The sequence below is a fragment of the Curtobacterium sp. SL109 genome, assembly GCF_026672405.1.
Lineage (GTDB): Bacteria > Actinomycetota > Actinomycetes > Actinomycetales > Microbacteriaceae > Curtobacterium.
Map to the genome: position 1 here is coordinate 94,534 of NZ_JAPPRB010000002.1, position 17,263 is coordinate 111,796.

Here is a 17,263-nt window from a genome sequence, read left to right on the forward strand (position 1 = left end):
CCACACTACTTCCTCGGGCTGACAAGCAACGACGGGGCGGGCGGCGGATGACCCGTCGGTAGGATCGGCCCATGGCAGACATCGTCATCCCGGCCGAATTCCTCCCGACCGACGGACGCTTCGGCTGCGGCCCGTCGAAGATCCGCGGTGCCCAGCTCGAGTCCCTCGTGACACGCGGCGCGACGATCCTCGGGACGTCCCACCGCCAGAAGCCCGTGAAGGACCTCGTCGGCTCCGTGCGCGAGGGCCTCGCCACGATGTTCGACCTGCCCGACGGCTACGAGGTCGTCCTCGGCAACGGCGGGTCGACCGCGTTCTGGGACGCCGCCGCGTTCGGCCTGATCGAGCAGCGCGCCGAGAACCTGTCCTTCGGTGAGTTCGGGTCGAAGTTCGCCAAGGCCGCAGCCGCCCCGTGGCTCCAGGCCCCGCACGTCGTCGAGGCCCCGGGTGGTTCGCGCTCGGAGCTCGAGATCGTCGAGGGCGTCGACGTCTACGCCTACCCGCACAACGAGACCTCGACCGGTGTCATGGCGCCCGTCGTCCGCGCCCAGGGCGACCCGGGCGCGCTGACCGTCGTCGACGCCACGAGCGCCGCGGGCGGGGTGTCCTTCGACGCCAGCGCCACGGACGTCTACTACTTCGCGCCGCAGAAGAACTTCGCGTCCGACGGCGGGCTCTGGCTCGCGCTGTTCTCCCCCGCGGCCATCGAGCGCGTCGCCCGCATCGCCGCGTCCGACCGGTACATCCCGGAGTTCCTCTCGCTGCAGAACGCGGTCGACAACTCCCGGCTGAACCAGACGCTCAACACCCCGGCGTTGACCACGCTGCTGCTCCTCGAGGACCAGATCTCGTGGATCAACGGCTCCGGCGGTCTGGCATGGGCAGACACCCGGACGAAGACCTCGTCCTCGACGCTGTACGACTGGGCCGAGTCGGTCGACTGGGCGTCGCCGTTCGTGTCGGACCCGTCGCACCGGTCCCAGGTCGTCGCGACGATCGACCTCGACGACAGCATCGACGCCGCCGCCGTGGCCGCGGTGCTCCGCCAGAACGGCATCGTCGACACCGAGCCGTACCGGAAGCTCGGGCGCAACCAGCTCCGCGTCGCGACGTTCACGGCGATCGACCCCGACGACGTGCAGCAGCTCGTCCGGGCGATCACCTACGTGGTCGGCGCCCTCCAGGACTGACCCGGGACACCCCGCCAACGCGAAACGCCGCCGGGTCCGGCGGCGTTTCGTCGTTCGTGCGGCGTCGCTCGGTGTGACGCCGGCGTCTCAGCGCTGTTCGTCGAGCTCGTCGACGTCGACGCCCTCGATCTCGTCGTCGTCCGACTCGGCGAGGTCGTCCTCGTCGTCGTCGAAGTCGTCGTCGTCATCGTCGTCCGACTCGTCGTCGTCCGACTCATCGTCATCCGACTCATCGTCGTCCGACTCGTCGTCATCCGACTCGTCGTCGTCCGACTCGTCCGCGTCGTCGAAGTCCTCGTCCGACTCGTCGTCGTCATCGGAATCGTCGTCATCGGAGTCCTCGTCATCGGCGTCGGCCTCGTCGACACCCTCCTGCGCCGCGCGGTAGTCGGCGAGCCGCTCCGACCACGGCACCCACTCGGGCGCGAGCAGTGAGCCGTCGCCCGGCATCAGCTCGACCTCGAGCACGGAGGGGTCCTCACCCTCGACGTGCGCGACGCTGACGGTCCAGCGCCAGCCCGGGTAGCCCGCCATGCGGTTGGCGAACAGCACGGAGACGACGCCGTCGCCCTCGTCGGTGGTGCCCGCGAAGGACCCGACGGTCGACTCCTCGGTGACCTCGAGCAGGGCCGTGCGCGCGAGAGCGGTCAGGTCGGTGTGGTCGGTCGTCATGGTCATGCGTCCAATTGGTCTGCGACGTGCCGCAGGATCGCGGCGATGCGTGTGCCGTTCTTCGGGTAGCGACCGTGGTGGAGGTCGCCGCTGATCCGGTCGAGCTCCTTCACGAGGTCCTCGACGATGACGGCCATGTCGTCCGCCGAGCGGCGGGACATCTTCGCCAGCGACGGCTTCGGGTCGAGCAGCCGCACGGAGAGGGCCTGGGACCCCTTGTTGCCCTGCACGACGCCGTACTCGAGTCGTGCACCGGCCTTGACGGTGGTCGTGCCGTCGGGCAGGGACGAGGCATGCAGGAAGACGTTGTCACCATCGTCGCCGGTGATGAACCCGAACCCCTTCTGGTCGTCGTAGAACTTGACCTTGCCGGTGGGCATGCGCGGAACTCCTCGATAGGTGGGCGGCCGTGGTGCGGATATCCTGGGTGGATGGCCAAGCCGACCCGATCGCCCGGGGACACGCGGAACATCGCGGAACCCCCGGCGACGTTCAATCGTACCGAACGCACGCTCGCGTTCATGATCGGCGGCATCGTCCTCTTCACGATCGTCTGCTTCGCGGTGATGATCATCGGCTGGCTGACGCTCAAGGAGATCCCCGGCGACGGCATCTGGCCGGTCGCCCTGGGCGTGCTCTACTTCGGACCGCCCATCGCGATGGTCCTGATCTTCGCGCTCCTGGCGGTCACCTGGACCCGCAAGGCCCGCTCCCACAAGAACGAGGTCCGCTGACGTCCGCTCCGGACGCCACGCGGAGGACGATGACGACCACCGCCGACCTCGCCGCACGCCTGCGGACGATGCCGGACCACGACCTCGAGCGACTGATCGTCGCCCGAGGCCTCCCCACCGCCGTGCTCGGCGAGACGGGCCCCCAGAGCATCACGGACTTCTTCGACCTCGCCGAGGCCTTCCGTGCCGACGCCGCGGTCGACGCCGCCGTCGAACGACTCCCCCGACGCACCCTCCTCGCGCTCCGTGACGGCACCACCGGCCCGGACCTCGACCCCGCGGTCGCGCTGGGCCTCGCCGACGAGGACGGCCGCGTCGACGACGCGGTCGCCCTGCGCGTGGCCGCCCACCCCGACCTGGTGGACCAGTCAGAGCAGACGGGAGGCCCGGGTGAGGCCCGCCCCGCCGCTGCGGTCCCCGACACGGCCGACCCCGCCACGCAGCGCACCACCGGCGCGGAGCACGCGTTCGCGACGATGACCGTCCTCGCCGAACTGCTGCGCGCGGTCGACGACGGCGCCGTCCGCGAGCTCGTCAAGGGCGGCATCGGCTCCCCGCTCGCCCGGGCGCTCGCGGAACGTTCCAGCGCCGACGCCGAGGTGGTGCCCGGGCGCCTGGGGCTGCTCGAACGGATCCACTTCACCACGACTGACGACGGCACCTGGGCCCTGACCGACGCCGGTCGTGCGTGGCTGACCACCCCGTGGCCGTCCCGGTGGACCGACCTGGTGACCCGCTGGCACGACGGCCTCGACCCGGCCGTCCGCGAGGTCCTCGACGTCGCCGGGGACGACTGGCGGGACCTCGTCGTCCTCGGCCGCTGGGCGTACCCGGCCGGGGCCCGCTGGCTCGACGCGACCCTGCTCGACGTCGCCGGCACCGCGGACGCCCTCGGCCTGACCGTCGAGGGCCTCGTCACCGAGACCGGCCGCACGCTCCTCGGTGACGACGAGCCCGCAGCCGTCCGCGCCGCCGAGGCCGACCTGCCGCAGACCGTCGAGGGCGTCTACCTGCAGCACGACCTGACGATCATCGCGCCGGGCCCGCTCGCCCCCGCGGCGGACGCCGAACTCCGCACCGTCGCCGACCTCGAGGCCCCCGGGCTCGCCGCGCGCTACCGCGTGTCCGAGGAGACACTCCGGCGGGCCCTGCGCGCCGGCAACTCCCAGCAGGACGTGATGGACCTGTTCCAACGCATCGGCGTCACCGGCGTGCCCCAGCCGCTGGCGTACCTCGTCGACCAGGTCGCCGCCCGTGACGGCAGCATCGTGGTGGACCGCGGCGAGGGCGGCATCGGTGCCGTGGTCCGCGGGACCGCCGACCAGCTCGACCTGATCGGGGTGGACGCCGAGCTGCGACAGCTGGCGTGGGAGCGCCCCGAGCTGACCACCCTGGTGACCCGCTACCCGGCGCACGTGGTGCACGCGGCGCTGGAGGACCAGCGGTACCCGGCCGTGCTGCAACCCGGCGCCCGCCCGGAGACGCACCACGGGCCTCCCGGCCGTCGCCGTGCACCGGGCCGCAGCCCGGAAGCCGCAGCGCACGCCGTCGTGGAACGCCTCCGTGTCACGACCGAACGCGGCGCTGCCGAACCGGAGCAGGAGTGGCTCGGACGGCAGATCGACCTGGCCGTCCGCGGTCGCACGCCGATCCGCGTGACGGTCCGCATGCCGGACGGCAGTGAGCGGCCGTTCTCGATCATCCCGACCTCCGTCGCCGCCGGCCGCATCCGCGGGAAGGACACCACGGCAGACGTGGAACGCACGCTGCCGCTGTCGCTCGTCGTGTCCGTCGACAGCGAAGCCTGACCCGGCCGTGCACGGCTAGGCTGGAAGGCCATGAACGGACCGCTGATCGTCCAGAGCGACCGCACCGTCCTGCTCGAGGTCGCGCACCCCGATGCCGAGGACGCGCGCCACGAGCTCGCCGCCTTCGCCGAGCTCGAACGCGCCCCCGAGCACGTGCACACCTACCGGGTCACCAGGCTCGGCCTGTGGAACGCGCGCGCAGCAGGACACGACGCCGAGAGCATGATCGGCACCCTTGAGCGCTTCGCGAAGTTCCCCGTCCCGCAGAGCGTCACCGTCGACATCCGTGACACCGTCGCGCGCTACGGGCGGCTCGTCATCCGGCGCGAAGACCCGGCGGACGCCCCCGTCATCGCGAACTCCCCGACCGAGGAACTCGAACGCCAGCCCCGGCTGCTGCTCACCGCGACCGACCCGTCGGTGCTCGCCGAGGTCGTCCGGTCCAAGCGGATCAAGCCGCTGCTCGGCGACAAGCGCTCCGACACCGCGATCGAGCTGCAGCAGTGGGCTCGTGGGCAGGTCAAGCAGGAGCTCGTGAAGATCGGCTGGCCGGCCGAGGACCTCGCTGGCTACACGCCCGGGCAGCCCCACGCGATCGACCTCGACAACTCCGAGTGGGACCTGCGCCCGTACCAGCAGGACGCCGTCCAGAGCTTCTTCGCGCAGGGCTCGGGCGTCGTCGTGCTGCCCTGTGGCGCCGGCAAGACGCTCGTCGGTGCCGGCGCGATGGCCACGGTGAAGGCGACCACGCTCATCCTCGTCACGAACACCGTCTCCGCGCGGCAGTGGCGGTCCGAGCTGCTCCGCCGGACCTCCCTGACCGAGGAGGAGATCGGCGAGTACTCCGGCAGCGTCAAGGAGATCCGTCCGGTCACGATCGCGACGTACCAGATCCTCACCGCCCGCCGGAAGGGCGAGTACACGCACCTGTCGCTGCTCGACGCCCTCGACTGGGGCCTCGTGGTCTACGACGAGGTCCACCTGCTGCCGGCGCCGGTCTTCAAGCTGACCGCGGACCTGCAGGCCCGTCGCCGCCTGGGCCTCACGGCCACGCTCGTGCGCGAAGACGGGCGTGAGGGTGACGTCTTCTCCCTCATCGGCCCGAAGCGGTACGACGCCCCGTGGAAGGAGATCGAGGCCCAGGGCTACATCTCCCCCGCCGAGTGCTACGAGGTCCGGGTGGACCTGCCGCACGAGGACCGCCTGGAGTACGCGGCGTCGAGCGACGACGAGCGCTACCGCCTCGCCGCGACGTCCCCCGCCAAGACCCCCGTCGTCCGCGAGCTCATCGAGAAGCACCGTGGCGAGCAGATCCTGGTCATCGGGCAGTACATCGACCAGCTCGACGCCCTGGCACAGTCCCTGGACGCCGCCGAGATCACGGGTGCGACGCCCGTCGACGAGCGCGAGCGGCTCTACCAGTCGTTCCGTGACGGCGACATCGACGTGCTCGTCGTGTCGAAGGTCGCGAACTTCTCCGTGGACCTGCCCGACGCGACCGTGGCGATCCAGGTCTCCGGCTCGTTCGGGTCGCGGCAGGAAGAAGCGCAGCGTCTCGGCCGACTCCTCCGTCCGAACAAGGACGGCCTGCCCGCGTCGTTCTACACGCTCGTGACGCGGGACACCGTCGACCAGGACTTCGCCCAGAACCGGCAGCGGTTCCTGGCGGAGCAGGGGTACTCGTACACGATCCTCGACGCGGACCAGGTCCAGGGGGCGCCCCATGCGCTCTCAGGAAACGCTTAGACAACAGTCAGATGATAGGGGCATGACCGATGGCCCCAAGATCCTGATCGTCGACGACGAGCCGAACATCCGCGACCTCCTCACGACCTCGCTGCGCTTCGCCGGGTTCGCCGTCCGAGCGGTCGGCAACGGGGCACAGGCGATCTCCGCCGTGCTGGAGGAAGAGCCCGACCTGATCATCCTCGACGTCATGCTGCCGGACATGAACGGCTTCGGCGTCACCAAGCGCCTCCGGTCCTCCGGCTACACCTCGCCGATCCTGTTCCTGACGGCGAAGGACGACACCGAGGACAAGATCACCGGCCTCACCGTCGGCGGCGACGACTACGTCACCAAGCCGTTCTCGCTCGACGAGATCGTCGCCCGCATCAAGGCGATCCTGCGTCGCACGATGAACGACGAAGAGGACGCCATCATCCGGGCCGGCGAGCTCACGATGGACCAGGACACCCACGAGGTCACGATCGGGGACGCGCAGATCGAGCTCTCCCCCACCGAGTTCAAGCTGCTGCGCTACCTGATGCTCAACCCGAACCGCGTGCTGTCGAAGGCGCAGATCCTCGACCACGTGTGGGAGTACGACTTCAACGGCGACGCCGGCATCGTCGAGTCCTACATCTCGTACCTGCGTCGCAAGCTCGACCAGTACTCCACCGAGCCGATCATCCAGACCAAGCGCGGGTTCGGCTACATGCTCAAGGCCTCGAAGGCCTCCTAGTTCCAGGCTGTTCACGGCGGTCACCGGGTTTCGCCCGGTGGCCGCCGTCTATCGTGAGGGCAGCATGCACTCCAGAATGAACCGCTGGTGGGACGGCATCTCCCTGCGAACCAAGATCACCGGCATCACGGTGCTCCTGGTGGCGCTCGGGCTGCTCGTTGCCGGCCTCGGCACGATGACCGTGCTGTCGAACTACCTGGTCTCCCGCCTGGACACCCAGGTCAGCACGACGAGCTCGCAGCTCGAGGGCCAGAACGTCAGCGACGGGGAGCAGTACTGCAAGCTGTCGGTCGTCCTCGAGAAGAGCTCGTACGTCGCCGCGTACGACAGCGACGGCAAGCAGATCTGCGACACCCAGTCGACGTCGCAGCCGGACATCTCCCGGATGCGGTTCTCCGGTGCCGCAGCAGCCGGCAAGCCGTTCAGCCTCTACGACAAGCAGCACAACCACGAGTGGCGTGCGCAGGTCATCCCAGCGAACCTGCAGAACCTGTCGACCGGCGCCACCGAGACCGGCTACGTGCTCGTCGCCGTGTCGAGCGCCGACACCGACCAGACCATCGCCCGCTTCACGTTCATCTTCCTGGGGTTCGGCGCCTCGGTCATCCTGCTCGGGGCCATGCTCACCCGGCTGCTCGTCACCGCGACCTTCGACCCGCTCCGTGACGTCGAGGACACCGCCGCCCGCTTCGCCGCGGGGGACTTCAACCAGCGCCTCGACGCCGACACCCCGAACACCGAGGTCGGCCGGCTGAACCGCTCCCTGAACGCCATGCTGGAGCGGATCGACAGCGCCTTCGAGGACCGCGAACGCACCATCGCGCAGATGCGCCGCTTCGTCGGTGACGCCTCCCACGAGCTCCGCACACCGCTGGTGTCCCTCCGCGGGTACGCCGAGCTGTACCGCATGGGTGCCCTCCGCAAGGAAGAGGACGTCGCCCAGGCGATGGAGCGCATCGAGAAGGAGGCCAAGCGCATGGGGCTCCTCGTGCAGGACCTCCTCCAGCTCGCCCGCATCGACGAGTCCAAGCCGCTCGAGCTCGGCCCGGTCGACCTCGTCGCCATCGCGCGCGACTCGGCGCTCGACACGATGGCGTCGAACCCCGACCGCGAGATCCAGGTGCTCGTCGAGGACGTGCCCCAGGCTGTCCGGGCTCCCTCGGCCTTCGGCCCCGCGGCCACGCCTGCCCCCGATGCCCTCCCGATGTCGCCGTCGGCTGCGACCAACACCACCGGCCCGATCGCCTTCTCCCGCCAGACCATCGCGCGCCTCCGTGCTCGTCGTGGCCGCGCGATGGACGTCGAGTCGGAGTCGCAGCCCGGCACCGAGACCACCCCGATGCCCACCGTGGTGCTGCCGAAGCGCCCGCCGATCGTCCTGGCCGAGGAGAACAAGATCCGCCAGGTCGTGACGAACCTGATGGGCAACGCGATGCGCTTCACCGCGCACGACGACCCCATCGAGATCGGCATCGGCGTGGACGACGACCGCGGCATGGCGCACATCGACGTCATCGACCACGGCGAGGGCATCCCGCCGCAGCTCCGCGACAAGATCTTCCAGCGCTTCTGGCGTGCCGACACCTCCCGCGCGCGCGACACCGGCGGCTCGGGCCTCGGGCTCGCCATCGTGTCGGGCATCGTCGCCGCGCACCAGGGCTCGGTCGAGGTCATCGACACCGTGGGCGGTGGCGCCACCTTCCGCATCTGGCTCCCCCTGCTCCCCCGCGACTACACCCCCGCCCCGCTCCCCACCCCCGAGTCCTGACCCGCGGCCGCGGCCGTGGCCGCGGCCCCGGGGCGCCCCGGCGCCCCGCGCCGGCGCCCCGGCGCCCCGCGCCGGCCACCTGCGCCCCGCGCGGCCTGCAGCGGCGCTGACGCGTCGACAGGTCGCAACACCCCGCTCAGTTCCGCCGAGTGGGCGAAGAACGTCGTTCGACGGGCGCTCATTCGACGTGCTCTGACCAGTCGACGGATGTCCGTCGGGGAGTCTCGACCACTCGAGGCCGCGGCTTCACCGACAGCGCGTCCTCCTCACGCCGCGAATCGACGAACCGTGGCCAGTCGCTGCTCGAACGCCTGACGGAGACGCTCGAACACGACAGCCGGCCGGTGCGCATCCGCCGACGTCGCGTGGATGGCGATCCAGTCGTTGACGGTGAAGCCGTTGTCGCGCCGCTGGTCGTGGTGGAACACGTCGCGCTCCCGGTGGTGGTCCCCGTCGTACTCGAACGCGATGCGGTGATCCGGCCACGCCATGTCCACGCGACCGAGCAACCGGCCGTCCGGGTCACGAACTTCGACGTTCAGCTCCGGCTCCGGGAACCCGGCGTCCACGATCGCCAACCGGAACCAGGTCTCCATCGCCGACTCCGATCCCACCCGGACCAGGTCGACCGCCGTCCGCGCGGCCACCGCAGATCGGGACCCCGGAACGATCGCGCCGAACAGGTCTGCGATGGTCGTCGTCAGGTCGCTCCGCCCCACGAAGTGGTCTCCGACCGCGACGAGAGCACGGGTCCCCAGCAGCGGGACGCACTGCGCCCACGTGTCCTCGGGTGTGGACAGCCATCGCCCCGCCACCTCGATGACTCCAGACGCCGAGAGACGGTGGCCATGGACCCGTGCCCGCCGCATCCGCGGGCCCGTCCCGCTCGTCGAGACGTGCACGGTCTGCTCGCGCTGCACTGCCAGCGGCAGTGGTGCTCCCCAGAGCCGGGCAGCGGTCGTGTGGCTGAAGAACTGATCTGGACGCATCACGAGCGCCAGCGCGTCGACGATCGACTCGAAGTCGTCTCGGCCTGCCACGACGCGGACCCCGTGCACCGGTGCCGACAGGTCACTGCGGCGCAGGCGTTCGGCGTTCACACCCATCGCCACGGCATCGGCGACCCGGAAGGGCTGATCGGACAGGGCATCGGGCAATGGTCGTCGGCGAGGCATGCCACATGCTGCGCCGGACCGGGTTGTACGCGACCCACGCCGGACCGGACTGTGGAGAACGTGCTGGACCGAGCCTCCTGTGCGGTACCGCGTCGTCCCGGATCCCGCCCTGGCGGCGCTTCCACAGGTCACGACACACCGGCGGTGACCTGCCCACTGGTCCGAACTGGTCGTGGGAAGCGAGCCCAAGCGACGTTCTGCGGCCGCTCGGCGAACGTGAGCGGGGTGTTTCGACCGGTGGGCCACCAGACGGACCGGGCCGGCGGACGGGGCCGGCGCGCGCACGGGCGCGCGCACGCACCGCACGCACGCGCACCCGCGCACGCACGCACGCGCCGCACGCCCCCGGACGCCCGCCCCCGGACGCAGGAAGACCCCCGCACGCTGAGCGTGCGGGGGTCTTCCGTGGGGCTGGGACTAGAAGTCCATGCCACCGGTCGGGTCGCCGGCCGGAGCGGCCGCGGCGCGCTCGGGCTTCTCGGCGACGACGACCTCGGTCGTCAGGAACAGACCGGCGATCGACGCAGCGTTCTGCAGCGCCGAGCGCGTGACCTTGGCCGGGTCGATGATGCCCGCGGCGATGAGGTCGACGTACTCGCCGGTCGCGGCGTTGAGGCCCCAACCAGCTTCGAGCTCGCGGACCTTGGCGGCCACGACACCCGGCTCGAGACCGGCGTTGAGCGCGATCTGCTTGAGCGGTGCGTCGATGGCGACGCGGACGATGTTCGCGCCGGTCGCCTCGTCGCCCTCGAGCTCGAGGGAGTCGAGTGCGACCTTGCCGGCCTGGATCAGGGCGACGCCACCACCGGCGACGATGCCCTCTTCGACGGCAGCCTTCGCGTTGCGGACGGCGTCCTCGATGCGGTGCTTGCGCTCCTTGAGCTCGACCTCGGTCGCGGCACCCGCCTTGATGACGGCGACGCCACCGGCGAGCTTGGCGAGGCGCTCCTGGAGCTTCTCGCGGTCGTAGTCGGAGTCGGTGGCCTCGATCTCGGAGCGGATCTGGCGCACGCGGCCGGCGATCTGCTCGGTGTCGCCAGCGCCCTCGACGATCGTGGTCTCGTCCTTGGTGATGACGACCTTGCGGGCACGACCGAGGAGGTCGAGCGTCGCGTTCTCGAGCTTGAGGCCGACCTCTTCGGAGATGACCTGGCCACCGGTCAGGATCGCGATGTCCTGGAGCATGGCCTTGCGACGGTCACCGAAGCCCGGGGCCTTGACGGCGACGGACTTGAAGATGCCGCGGATCTTGTTCACGACGAGCGTGGCCAGGGCCTCGCCGTCGACGTCCTCGGCGATGATGAGGAGCTGCTTGCCGGCCTGGATGACCTTGTCGACGACCGGCAGGAGGTCCTTGATGTTCGAGATCTTCGAGTTGACGATCAGGATGTAGGCGTCCTCGAAGACGGCTTCCTGGCGCTCGGGGTCGGTCACGAAGTACTGCGACAGGTAGCCCTTGTCGAAGCGCATGCCCTCGGTCAGCTCGAGCTCGGTGCCGAAGGTGTTCGACTCCTCGACGGTGACGACACCTTCCTTGCCGACCTTGTCGATGGCCTCGGCGATGAGCGCGCCGATGGTCGGGTCCGCGGCCGAGATCGACGCGGTTGCGGCGATCTGGTCCTTGGTCTCGATCTCCTTGGCGTTCGCGAGCAGCTGGTCCGAGACGGCCGCGACGGCCTTCTCGATGCCGCGCTTCAGCGAGACGGGGTCGGCACCGGCGGCGACGTTGCGGAGGCCTTCGCGGACGAGGGCCTGGGCGAGCACGGTCGCGGTGGTCGTACCGTCACCGGCGACGTCGTCGGTCTTCTTGGCGACCTCCTTGACGAGCTCGGCACCGATCTTCTCGTACGGGTCGTCGAGCTCGATCTCCTTGGCGATGGAGACACCGTCGTTCGTGATCGTGGGGGCGCCCCACTTCTTCTCGAGGACGACGTTGCGGCCGCGCGGGCCGAGCGTCACCTTCACGGCGTCGGCCAGCTGGTTCAGGCCGCGCTCGAGGCCACGGCGGGCCTCCTCGTCGAAAGCAATGATCTTAGCCATGTGAGTCTTCGTCCCTCCCGGACGTCGTGGGGTCTTCTGGCACTCAGCGTCACCGAGTGCCAGAGCCGATTCTGGCACTCGACCCCTGAGAGTGCAACACGCGCCACACCTTCCGGAACCACGGACCCACCAACCCGCGGACGCCGGCCGGGAGCGCACGCAGCACGCCCCGCACACGACGAACGCGCCGCCCCCGACGGGGACGGCGCGTTCGCGGTGGTTCGCTGACTAGGCCGGACGCACCGACTCGGCCTGCGGGCCCTTGGACCCCGTGCCGACGTCGAACGTCACTGCCTGGCCCTCCTCGAGGACCTTGTAGCCGTTCATGTCGATGGCCGAGTAGTGGACGAACACGTCCTGGCCCCCTCCATCGACGGTGATGAAGCCGAAGCCCTTTTCAGCGTTGAACCACTTGACGGTTCCGTTGGCCATGATCTGTTGCTCCCTGCGGTACAGCTGTAGCGATCAACGGCATCGTTCGGGTGATGCCGCGGGTCCGAGTGCGTGCACGCCTCACCCGGGTGTTCCTGGCGTCCGTCCCGAAGCGGGACGTCATTCCGAGCACTCCGGTGACCACTTGTGACTCTAATCAGGAACGGCGTCCGGACAAGGGCTGTCACGCACATTCCGCGCTGATTCCTCATGAACTCAACGTGCCGGAAACACCGTCGTCACATGGACCCCGCGGAATGCGGATCAATCACCGCGAAAGCACCCGGGAGACCACCGCGAAAGCACCCGGTCAGCCGCGGTAGTCCGCCCCGAGCACCACGCTGACGTCGGCGTTCGGGAACGCCGCCGACTGCTGCACGGCCGTCACCCCGAGCGACGCCGCGACGCCCTGCGCGACCGCCGCCTGCGACGCCTGCTGGTAGTACACGATCGTCGCGGTCGCCCCCGTCGTGCCGGCGTCCCCGGTCGACGTGACCTTCCACCCGGCGGTCGTCAGCTTCGTGGACGCGTTCGCGGCGAGCCCGCTCGTGGTCGTCCCGTTCAGCACGACCACGGTCGTGGCGCCCTGGTCCGTCGGTGCGGCCGCCGCGGGCGACGAGGCGTCACCGGCACCAGCGCCGGCGTCCGGACCACTCGATCCGCCTGCGGACGGCGAGGCGGACGAGGTCGCCGACGACGACGCGGACGACGACGGCGACGAGCTGCTGCCGCCTCCGGTGAACGAGTAGCTGCCGTTCAGCAGCGCGAGCACGAGCACCCCGATGCCGACGAGCACCCCGGTCGCGAGCGCAGCCCAGGCGAACGCGATCCAGCCGCGGCCACGACGGTGCACACCACGGTGCGCTCCGACTCGTGGCCCGTCGGTCACGTCGTCGAAGCGGTCATGGGGGAATCTCGTCATCGTTCCTCTTCGGTTCGGTGGGCGTCGGCGGGTGCGACGAAGCTGCGGGCAGCGCGTGCACTCGTCCGCGTTCGCCGCAGACGCTGGAGTCGACCGACGAGCTGCGGGTCGTACGCGAGCGCCGCCGGTGTGTCGATCACCCGGTTGAGCACCTGGTAGTAGCGGGCCGGGGACATGTCGAACTCCACCCGGATCTCCGCTTCCTTCGTCCGGTCGTGCCGCGCGCGGTCGTGCTCGAAGGCGAGCACGTGCTTCGCGAGCTCACTGAGCTCGTCCGCGGGGATGGTGGTCACGACGGTCCGATCACATTCGGGCAACGGGTCTCGCACATCGTAGGGGTGCGGCGGATGGTCACCCTGGCATGGCGCTGGACTGTCGTGGATTCACCCTCAGGACCGTCACAGCGACGGGTCGCGGAACCACCGGGTGGCGGTGCCGAACGCGTCGCAGACGGCCAGGGCCACGCCGTCGAGGGACACCGTCGCGAAGCACGCCGGGTCCGCCGGGTCGATCCCGTCGGGCAGCGTGGAGGCCACCCCGGCGAGGATCCCGGTGCGTTCGAGCGCGACCCAGTGCACGCCGCGCTCGGTGGCGCGGTCGACGAACCGCTGCCGGTCGACGCCCGGCACGTAGACGAGGGTGCCGGCGGTCAGCACGACGGGCTCGCAGTCCGCGGGCAGCGCGTCGAGCGCGCGGTCCAGGTCGTCCGGCACACGGCCGGTGATCCGGACGGGAGGCTCGGCCAGCGTCACGCGCGCTGCCTCGCGCATCAGGGCGGTCCGGTCCGTCGCCTCGGGCGGGACGGCCTGCACCAGTCGGTCGAAGGCCCCGGGGACCCGCAGGTCGACGGGGTGCGGGTCGAGCGCCACCCGCCCAGCGACCCGGATCGTGGCCGCTGACGGCGACGGCACGGTTCCCCACGCGTCCGCGGTCAGTCGGAGCGACGGCCCCGCGGGCGCGGTGTGCATCCGCACGAGCTCGGATCGCGCCCCGCTGTGCCCGTCGTGCACCCGGAGGTCGAGCGTCACCCGGTCCGGGAACGAGCACAGGCTCGCCGCGGCACCGACGTCGACCAGGCCGAGCGGCCGTGCGACGGCCGCGGCGAGCGCCGCGACCACCGGCACCAGCGGACCGAGCCGTCGCGGGTCGTTGGCCTGCACCGTCGCGGTGGCGAGGGCCGCGACCAACGCGGGGCGGGCCTCCTGTCCGAGTGCGCGGAGCGCGGCCGGGTCCGACGGGTCGGCACCCAGGCCGCGGGCGACCGCGAAGACCAGCTCGGGCTGCCGCTGGGTCGGCGGCACCGTGTCGAGGAGCGCGACCAGGTCGTCGTCGAGCGACCGCGCCCAGGCGGCGTAGGACGGCGAGACGTCCGCGATCCGGTCCGCGTAGGCGGTGTAGCGCTCCCGCGTCGACCGCGGTGGAGTGCTCACGCGCCGGGGCGGTACATGCCGACGTGGGTGATGCCGGCCTCGGCGTACGGTGCCCCGAAGCGGACGAAGCCGTGCCGTTCGTAGAGCGCGGCGACGTACTCCTGGGCGTGCAGGACGACCGGCTCGTGCCCGTGCTCGGCGAGGGCGGCACCGACGAGCCTGCTCGCGATGCCGGTGCCACGGTGGTCGGGGTGGGTGGCGACACGGCCGACGACCCACGCCGGGGCTGCCGCGTCCGCCGGGTGCTGCTCGTCCGGGGCGGGTCGGATCAGGCGGAGGTACCCCACCGCATCGGCCTCGGTTCCGAACCACCAGTGCTCGGTGTCGGGCTCGCGGTCACGGCCGTCGAAGTCCTCGGCCGAGACGTGTTGTTCGAGCGCGAACACCCGGTTCCGCAACCGCACGATGCCGTACAGTTCGTCCGTCGTCAGGCGGTCCCAGCGGGTGCGGTGCACGGAATGTCTGGACATCGCGGCGAGTTTACTGAAGTGGCCGACACCCACGGCTGGAAAGCAGGAGGAACCCATGGCACACAACGTCGAGAAGTCAGACGCCGAGTGGCGCGAGGAGCTCTCCCCCGAGCAGTACGCCGTGCTGCGGCAGGCCGGCACGGAGCGTCCCTGGACCGGTGAGCTCCTGGACGAGGAGCGCGCCGGCATCTACACCTGTGCGGCTTGCAACGCGGAGCTGTTCAAGAGCGGCACGAAGTTCGACTCCGGCTGCGGCTGGCCGTCGTTCTACGAGTCGGTCGACCCCCAGGCCGTCACGCTCATCGAGGACCGTTCGCTCGGCATGGCCCGCACCGAGGTCCGTTGCGCGAACTGCGGCTCGCACCTCGGGCACGTGTTCCCGGACGGCTTCGGCACCCCGACCGGTGACCGGTACTGCATGAACTCGCTGTCGCTGAACTTCTCCGCGCAGGGCGAGTGACCCCGACGCCCTCGTTGGTACGATGAGGGCGTCAGCCAGCATGGCGCAATTGGTAGCGCACCGTACTTGTAATACGGGGGTTGCGGGTTCAAGTCCCGCTGCTGGCCCCAAGTCCGTCGGCAGCTCCGGCCTCACCTCCGGATGGTGAGTCCTGCTCCGTCACGCACGACCTCGCCGTCCGGGATCCACACGACGACCCGGTCGAGCCGTACCCGGTCGAACGAGGACCGCTGCGTCTCCAGCAGCGACTGCACCTCGGGCGGCAGTGGGAAGCGCCGGTCCGTCCCCACGACGATCGCCACGAACGGTGCGTCGACCACGTCCCGCACGCCGCGCGAGCCGACGTACTGGTCGTAGTCGCTCGGCGTGATCGCCCCGAAGAAGATCCGCCCGCCGCCCACCCCTTCGTGCCGGAGCAGCGGCAGCAGTCGTGCGACGCCGGTCGAGCGGGTCTCCCAGACGGTCTTCGCCAGCGGTGCGCTGCCGACCACGGCCGCGACGACGAGGAGCGACGCCGCAGCTGCCGTGAGCCGCCGCGGCGGGAGGGCGGCGAGTCGTGCGAAGCCGATGGCGGCGAGCAGCACGATGAACGGCATCCACGCCGAGTAGTACGTGGGCAGGGCGATCTTCGCCGCCACCGCGTAGAACACCCCGAGCAGGACGAGCGGCACGGCCACGAACACGACGAGGCGCCCCGGACGCACCACGAGCGCCAGCAGCACCCCGATCCCGAGCACGACCAACACCGGGGTGCCGACGCCGTGCACGAGGTACCAGGCGTTGGCCCACCAGGGGGCGAACTGGTACGTCCGCCCGTCGATCTGTGCGAGGTGCCCGTTGCGGTTCTGCCCCTCCTGGAACTCGAGCATGTAGGTGACGGCGGAGCGGATGCCCATCGGGGCGTACAGCGCGACGACGGTCACCACGAACACCGCGAGCCACACCGCACCGCCGACCACGAGCGCGCGCCAGCGGCGGAACAGCACCGGGGCGAGCAGGAACGCCGGCAGGAGCACGAGCGTCGACGCCTTCGAGGTGACCGACGCGGCCATCAGCACCGCGGACAGGGGCAACCACCACCCTCGGTCGGTCCGCATCCACATCCAGATCGCGAACAGCGCGGCGAGGGCGAAGAACACCATCACCGGGTCGAGCAGCGCGACGCGGTCGACCCGCGCGCCGGCGCCGCCGCGCGGTGTCAGCGTCCAGAGGGCCGCGGCGCCGTACCCGGCCCAGAAGCCGATCTCGACGCGCAGCCAGAGGAACAGCACGCCGGCACCGAGCACGACCAGCACGCCGACGAGGACCCGGGGCGCGGTGGCCCCGTCGCCGAACACGAGCTGGGCCAGGCCGAACAGGTACTTCGCCGTGGGCGGGTGCTCGCGGTTCTGGTCGAACGCCCCGTGCACGTAGGCCAGGCCGGCCTTGACGTACGTCGCCTCGTCCCCACCGACGTTCTCCGCACCGATCCGCCAGAAGCACTGGTACGCGGTGGCGACGGCGAGGAGCACGAGTGCGACGACGCGGACCCCGGCCCGCTGGGAGGGGCCCTGGAGGTCGCGGGTCTGCACCCCGAGATCCTACGGGAGCGAAGCGAAGGCCCGGGCGACGATGTCGCTCGGGCCTTCGGCGCAGGTGGAACACGGATCAGGGGGCGTTCCGGCGCTCGGCGCGGTAACCAGCCGGCCGTACCAGGAT

Annotated in this window: 17 protein-coding genes and 1 tRNA gene; 8 read left to right on the forward strand and 10 right to left on the reverse strand. The window is 70.7% G+C overall.

Going from position 1 to position 17,263, the window contains the following annotated elements; translation table 11 throughout:
* Nucleotides 1-71: 71 nt before the first annotated feature.
* Nucleotides 72-1,190 carry a phosphoserine transaminase gene (gene serC, locus OVA28_RS01730; protein WP_268095545.1) on the forward strand — a complete coding sequence of 373 codons (1,119 nt, stop codon included), beginning with the start codon at nt 72-74 and terminating at the stop codon, nt 1,188-1,190.
* 87 nt (nt 1,191-1,277) lie between these two features.
* Here the strand turns inward: serC and OVA28_RS01735 are convergent, their stop codons facing one another.
* Together OVA28_RS01735 and OVA28_RS01740 are read right to left on the reverse strand one after the other, a co-directional pair.
* Nucleotides 1,278-1,868, reverse strand: a complete 591-nt coding sequence (locus OVA28_RS01735) for a DUF3027 domain-containing protein (protein WP_268095546.1) — start codon at nt 1,866-1,868, stop codon at nt 1,278-1,280.
* The gene (locus OVA28_RS01740; RefSeq protein ID WP_194661460.1) at nt 1,865-2,242 is read right to left on the reverse strand and encodes a cold-shock protein; all 378 of its coding nucleotides are present in this window, start codon (nt 2,240-2,242) and stop codon (nt 1,865-1,867) included. Before OVA28_RS01740 ends, OVA28_RS01735 begins: the two co-directional genes overlap by 4 nt.
* 51 nt (nt 2,243-2,293) lie before the next feature.
* Here OVA28_RS01740 and OVA28_RS01745 point away from each other — a divergent pair, with 51 nt between their 5' ends.
* The 5 genes from OVA28_RS01745 (at nt 2,294) to OVA28_RS01765 (ending at nt 8,636) form a co-directional block, all read left to right on the forward strand.
* Complete coding sequence (locus tag OVA28_RS01745) at nt 2,294-2,596, forward strand: hypothetical protein (protein WP_071273360.1); 303 nt, start codon at nt 2,294-2,296, stop codon at nt 2,594-2,596.
* Nucleotides 2,597-2,625: 29 nt separating this feature from the next.
* Nucleotides 2,626-4,404 carry a helicase-associated domain-containing protein gene (locus OVA28_RS01750; protein ID WP_268095547.1) on the forward strand — a complete coding sequence of 593 codons (1,779 nt, stop codon included), beginning with the start codon at nt 2,626-2,628 and terminating at the stop codon, nt 4,402-4,404.
* A 30-nt stretch (nt 4,405-4,434) separates the two neighbouring features.
* A complete protein-coding gene (locus OVA28_RS01755; protein WP_268095548.1) occupies nt 4,435-6,150 on the forward strand; it encodes a DNA repair helicase XPB in 1,716 nt (571 codons plus the stop codon).
* 22 nt (nt 6,151-6,172) lie between these two features.
* Complete coding sequence (locus OVA28_RS01760; protein ID WP_056120555.1) at nt 6,173-6,868, forward strand: response regulator transcription factor; 696 nt, start codon at nt 6,173-6,175, stop codon at nt 6,866-6,868.
* Nucleotides 6,869-6,932: 64 nt separating this feature from the next.
* A complete protein-coding gene (locus tag OVA28_RS01765; protein WP_268095549.1) occupies nt 6,933-8,636 on the forward strand; it encodes a sensor histidine kinase in 1,704 nt (567 codons plus the stop codon).
* A gap of 266 nt (nt 8,637-8,902) precedes the next feature.
* Here the strand turns inward: OVA28_RS01765 and OVA28_RS01770 are convergent, their stop codons facing one another.
* The 7 genes from OVA28_RS01770 to OVA28_RS01800 all read right to left on the reverse strand — a co-directional run bounded on the left by OVA28_RS01770 (nt 8,903) and on the right by OVA28_RS01800 (nt 15,105).
* The gene (locus OVA28_RS01770) at nt 8,903-9,811 is read right to left on the reverse strand and encodes a hypothetical protein (protein WP_268095550.1); all 909 of its coding nucleotides are present in this window, start codon (nt 9,809-9,811) and stop codon (nt 8,903-8,905) included.
* A 417-nt stretch (nt 9,812-10,228) separates the two neighbouring features.
* A complete protein-coding gene (groL, locus tag OVA28_RS01775) occupies nt 10,229-11,851 on the reverse strand; it encodes a chaperonin GroEL (protein ID WP_071273375.1) in 1,623 nt (540 codons plus the stop codon).
* A 228-nt stretch (nt 11,852-12,079) separates the two neighbouring features.
* Complete coding sequence (locus OVA28_RS01780) at nt 12,080-12,283, reverse strand: cold-shock protein (protein WP_056120541.1); 204 nt, start codon at nt 12,281-12,283, stop codon at nt 12,080-12,082.
* Between the two features lie 310 nt (nt 12,284-12,593).
* Nucleotides 12,594-13,205: a LytR C-terminal domain-containing protein gene (locus tag OVA28_RS01785; RefSeq protein ID WP_268095551.1), complete on the reverse strand. Its 612-nt coding sequence runs from the start codon at nt 13,203-13,205 to the stop codon at nt 12,594-12,596.
* A complete protein-coding gene (locus OVA28_RS01790; RefSeq protein WP_268095552.1) occupies nt 13,202-13,498 on the reverse strand; it encodes a DUF3263 domain-containing protein in 297 nt (98 codons plus the stop codon). Before OVA28_RS01790 ends, OVA28_RS01785 begins: the two co-directional genes overlap by 4 nt.
* Nucleotides 13,499-13,603: 105 nt before the next feature.
* A complete protein-coding gene (locus OVA28_RS01795; protein ID WP_268095553.1) occupies nt 13,604-14,635 on the reverse strand; it encodes a DUF2332 family protein in 1,032 nt (343 codons plus the stop codon).
* Nucleotides 14,632-15,105: a GNAT family N-acetyltransferase gene (locus OVA28_RS01800; RefSeq protein ID WP_268095554.1), complete on the reverse strand. Its 474-nt coding sequence runs from the start codon at nt 15,103-15,105 to the stop codon at nt 14,632-14,634. Before OVA28_RS01800 ends, OVA28_RS01795 begins: the two co-directional genes overlap by 4 nt.
* A gap of 55 nt (nt 15,106-15,160) precedes the next feature.
* On the opposite strand from OVA28_RS01800, the gene msrB reads away from it, so the two are divergent.
* Nucleotides 15,161-15,565 carry a peptide-methionine (R)-S-oxide reductase MsrB gene (gene msrB / locus OVA28_RS01805; protein WP_194661469.1) on the forward strand — a complete coding sequence of 135 codons (405 nt, stop codon included), beginning with the start codon at nt 15,161-15,163 and terminating at the stop codon, nt 15,563-15,565.
* Nucleotides 15,566-15,599: 34 nt separating this feature from the next.
* Nucleotides 15,600-15,675, forward strand: a tRNA-Thr gene (locus tag OVA28_RS01810).
* Nucleotides 15,676-15,696: 21 nt separating this feature from the next.
* Here OVA28_RS01810 and OVA28_RS01815 read toward each other — a convergent pair.
* Entirely contained in the window at nt 15,697-17,136 is a 1,440-nt protein-coding gene (locus tag OVA28_RS01815; RefSeq protein ID WP_268095555.1) for an ArnT family glycosyltransferase, read from the reverse strand.
* Nucleotides 17,137-17,263: the final 127 nt, after the last annotated feature.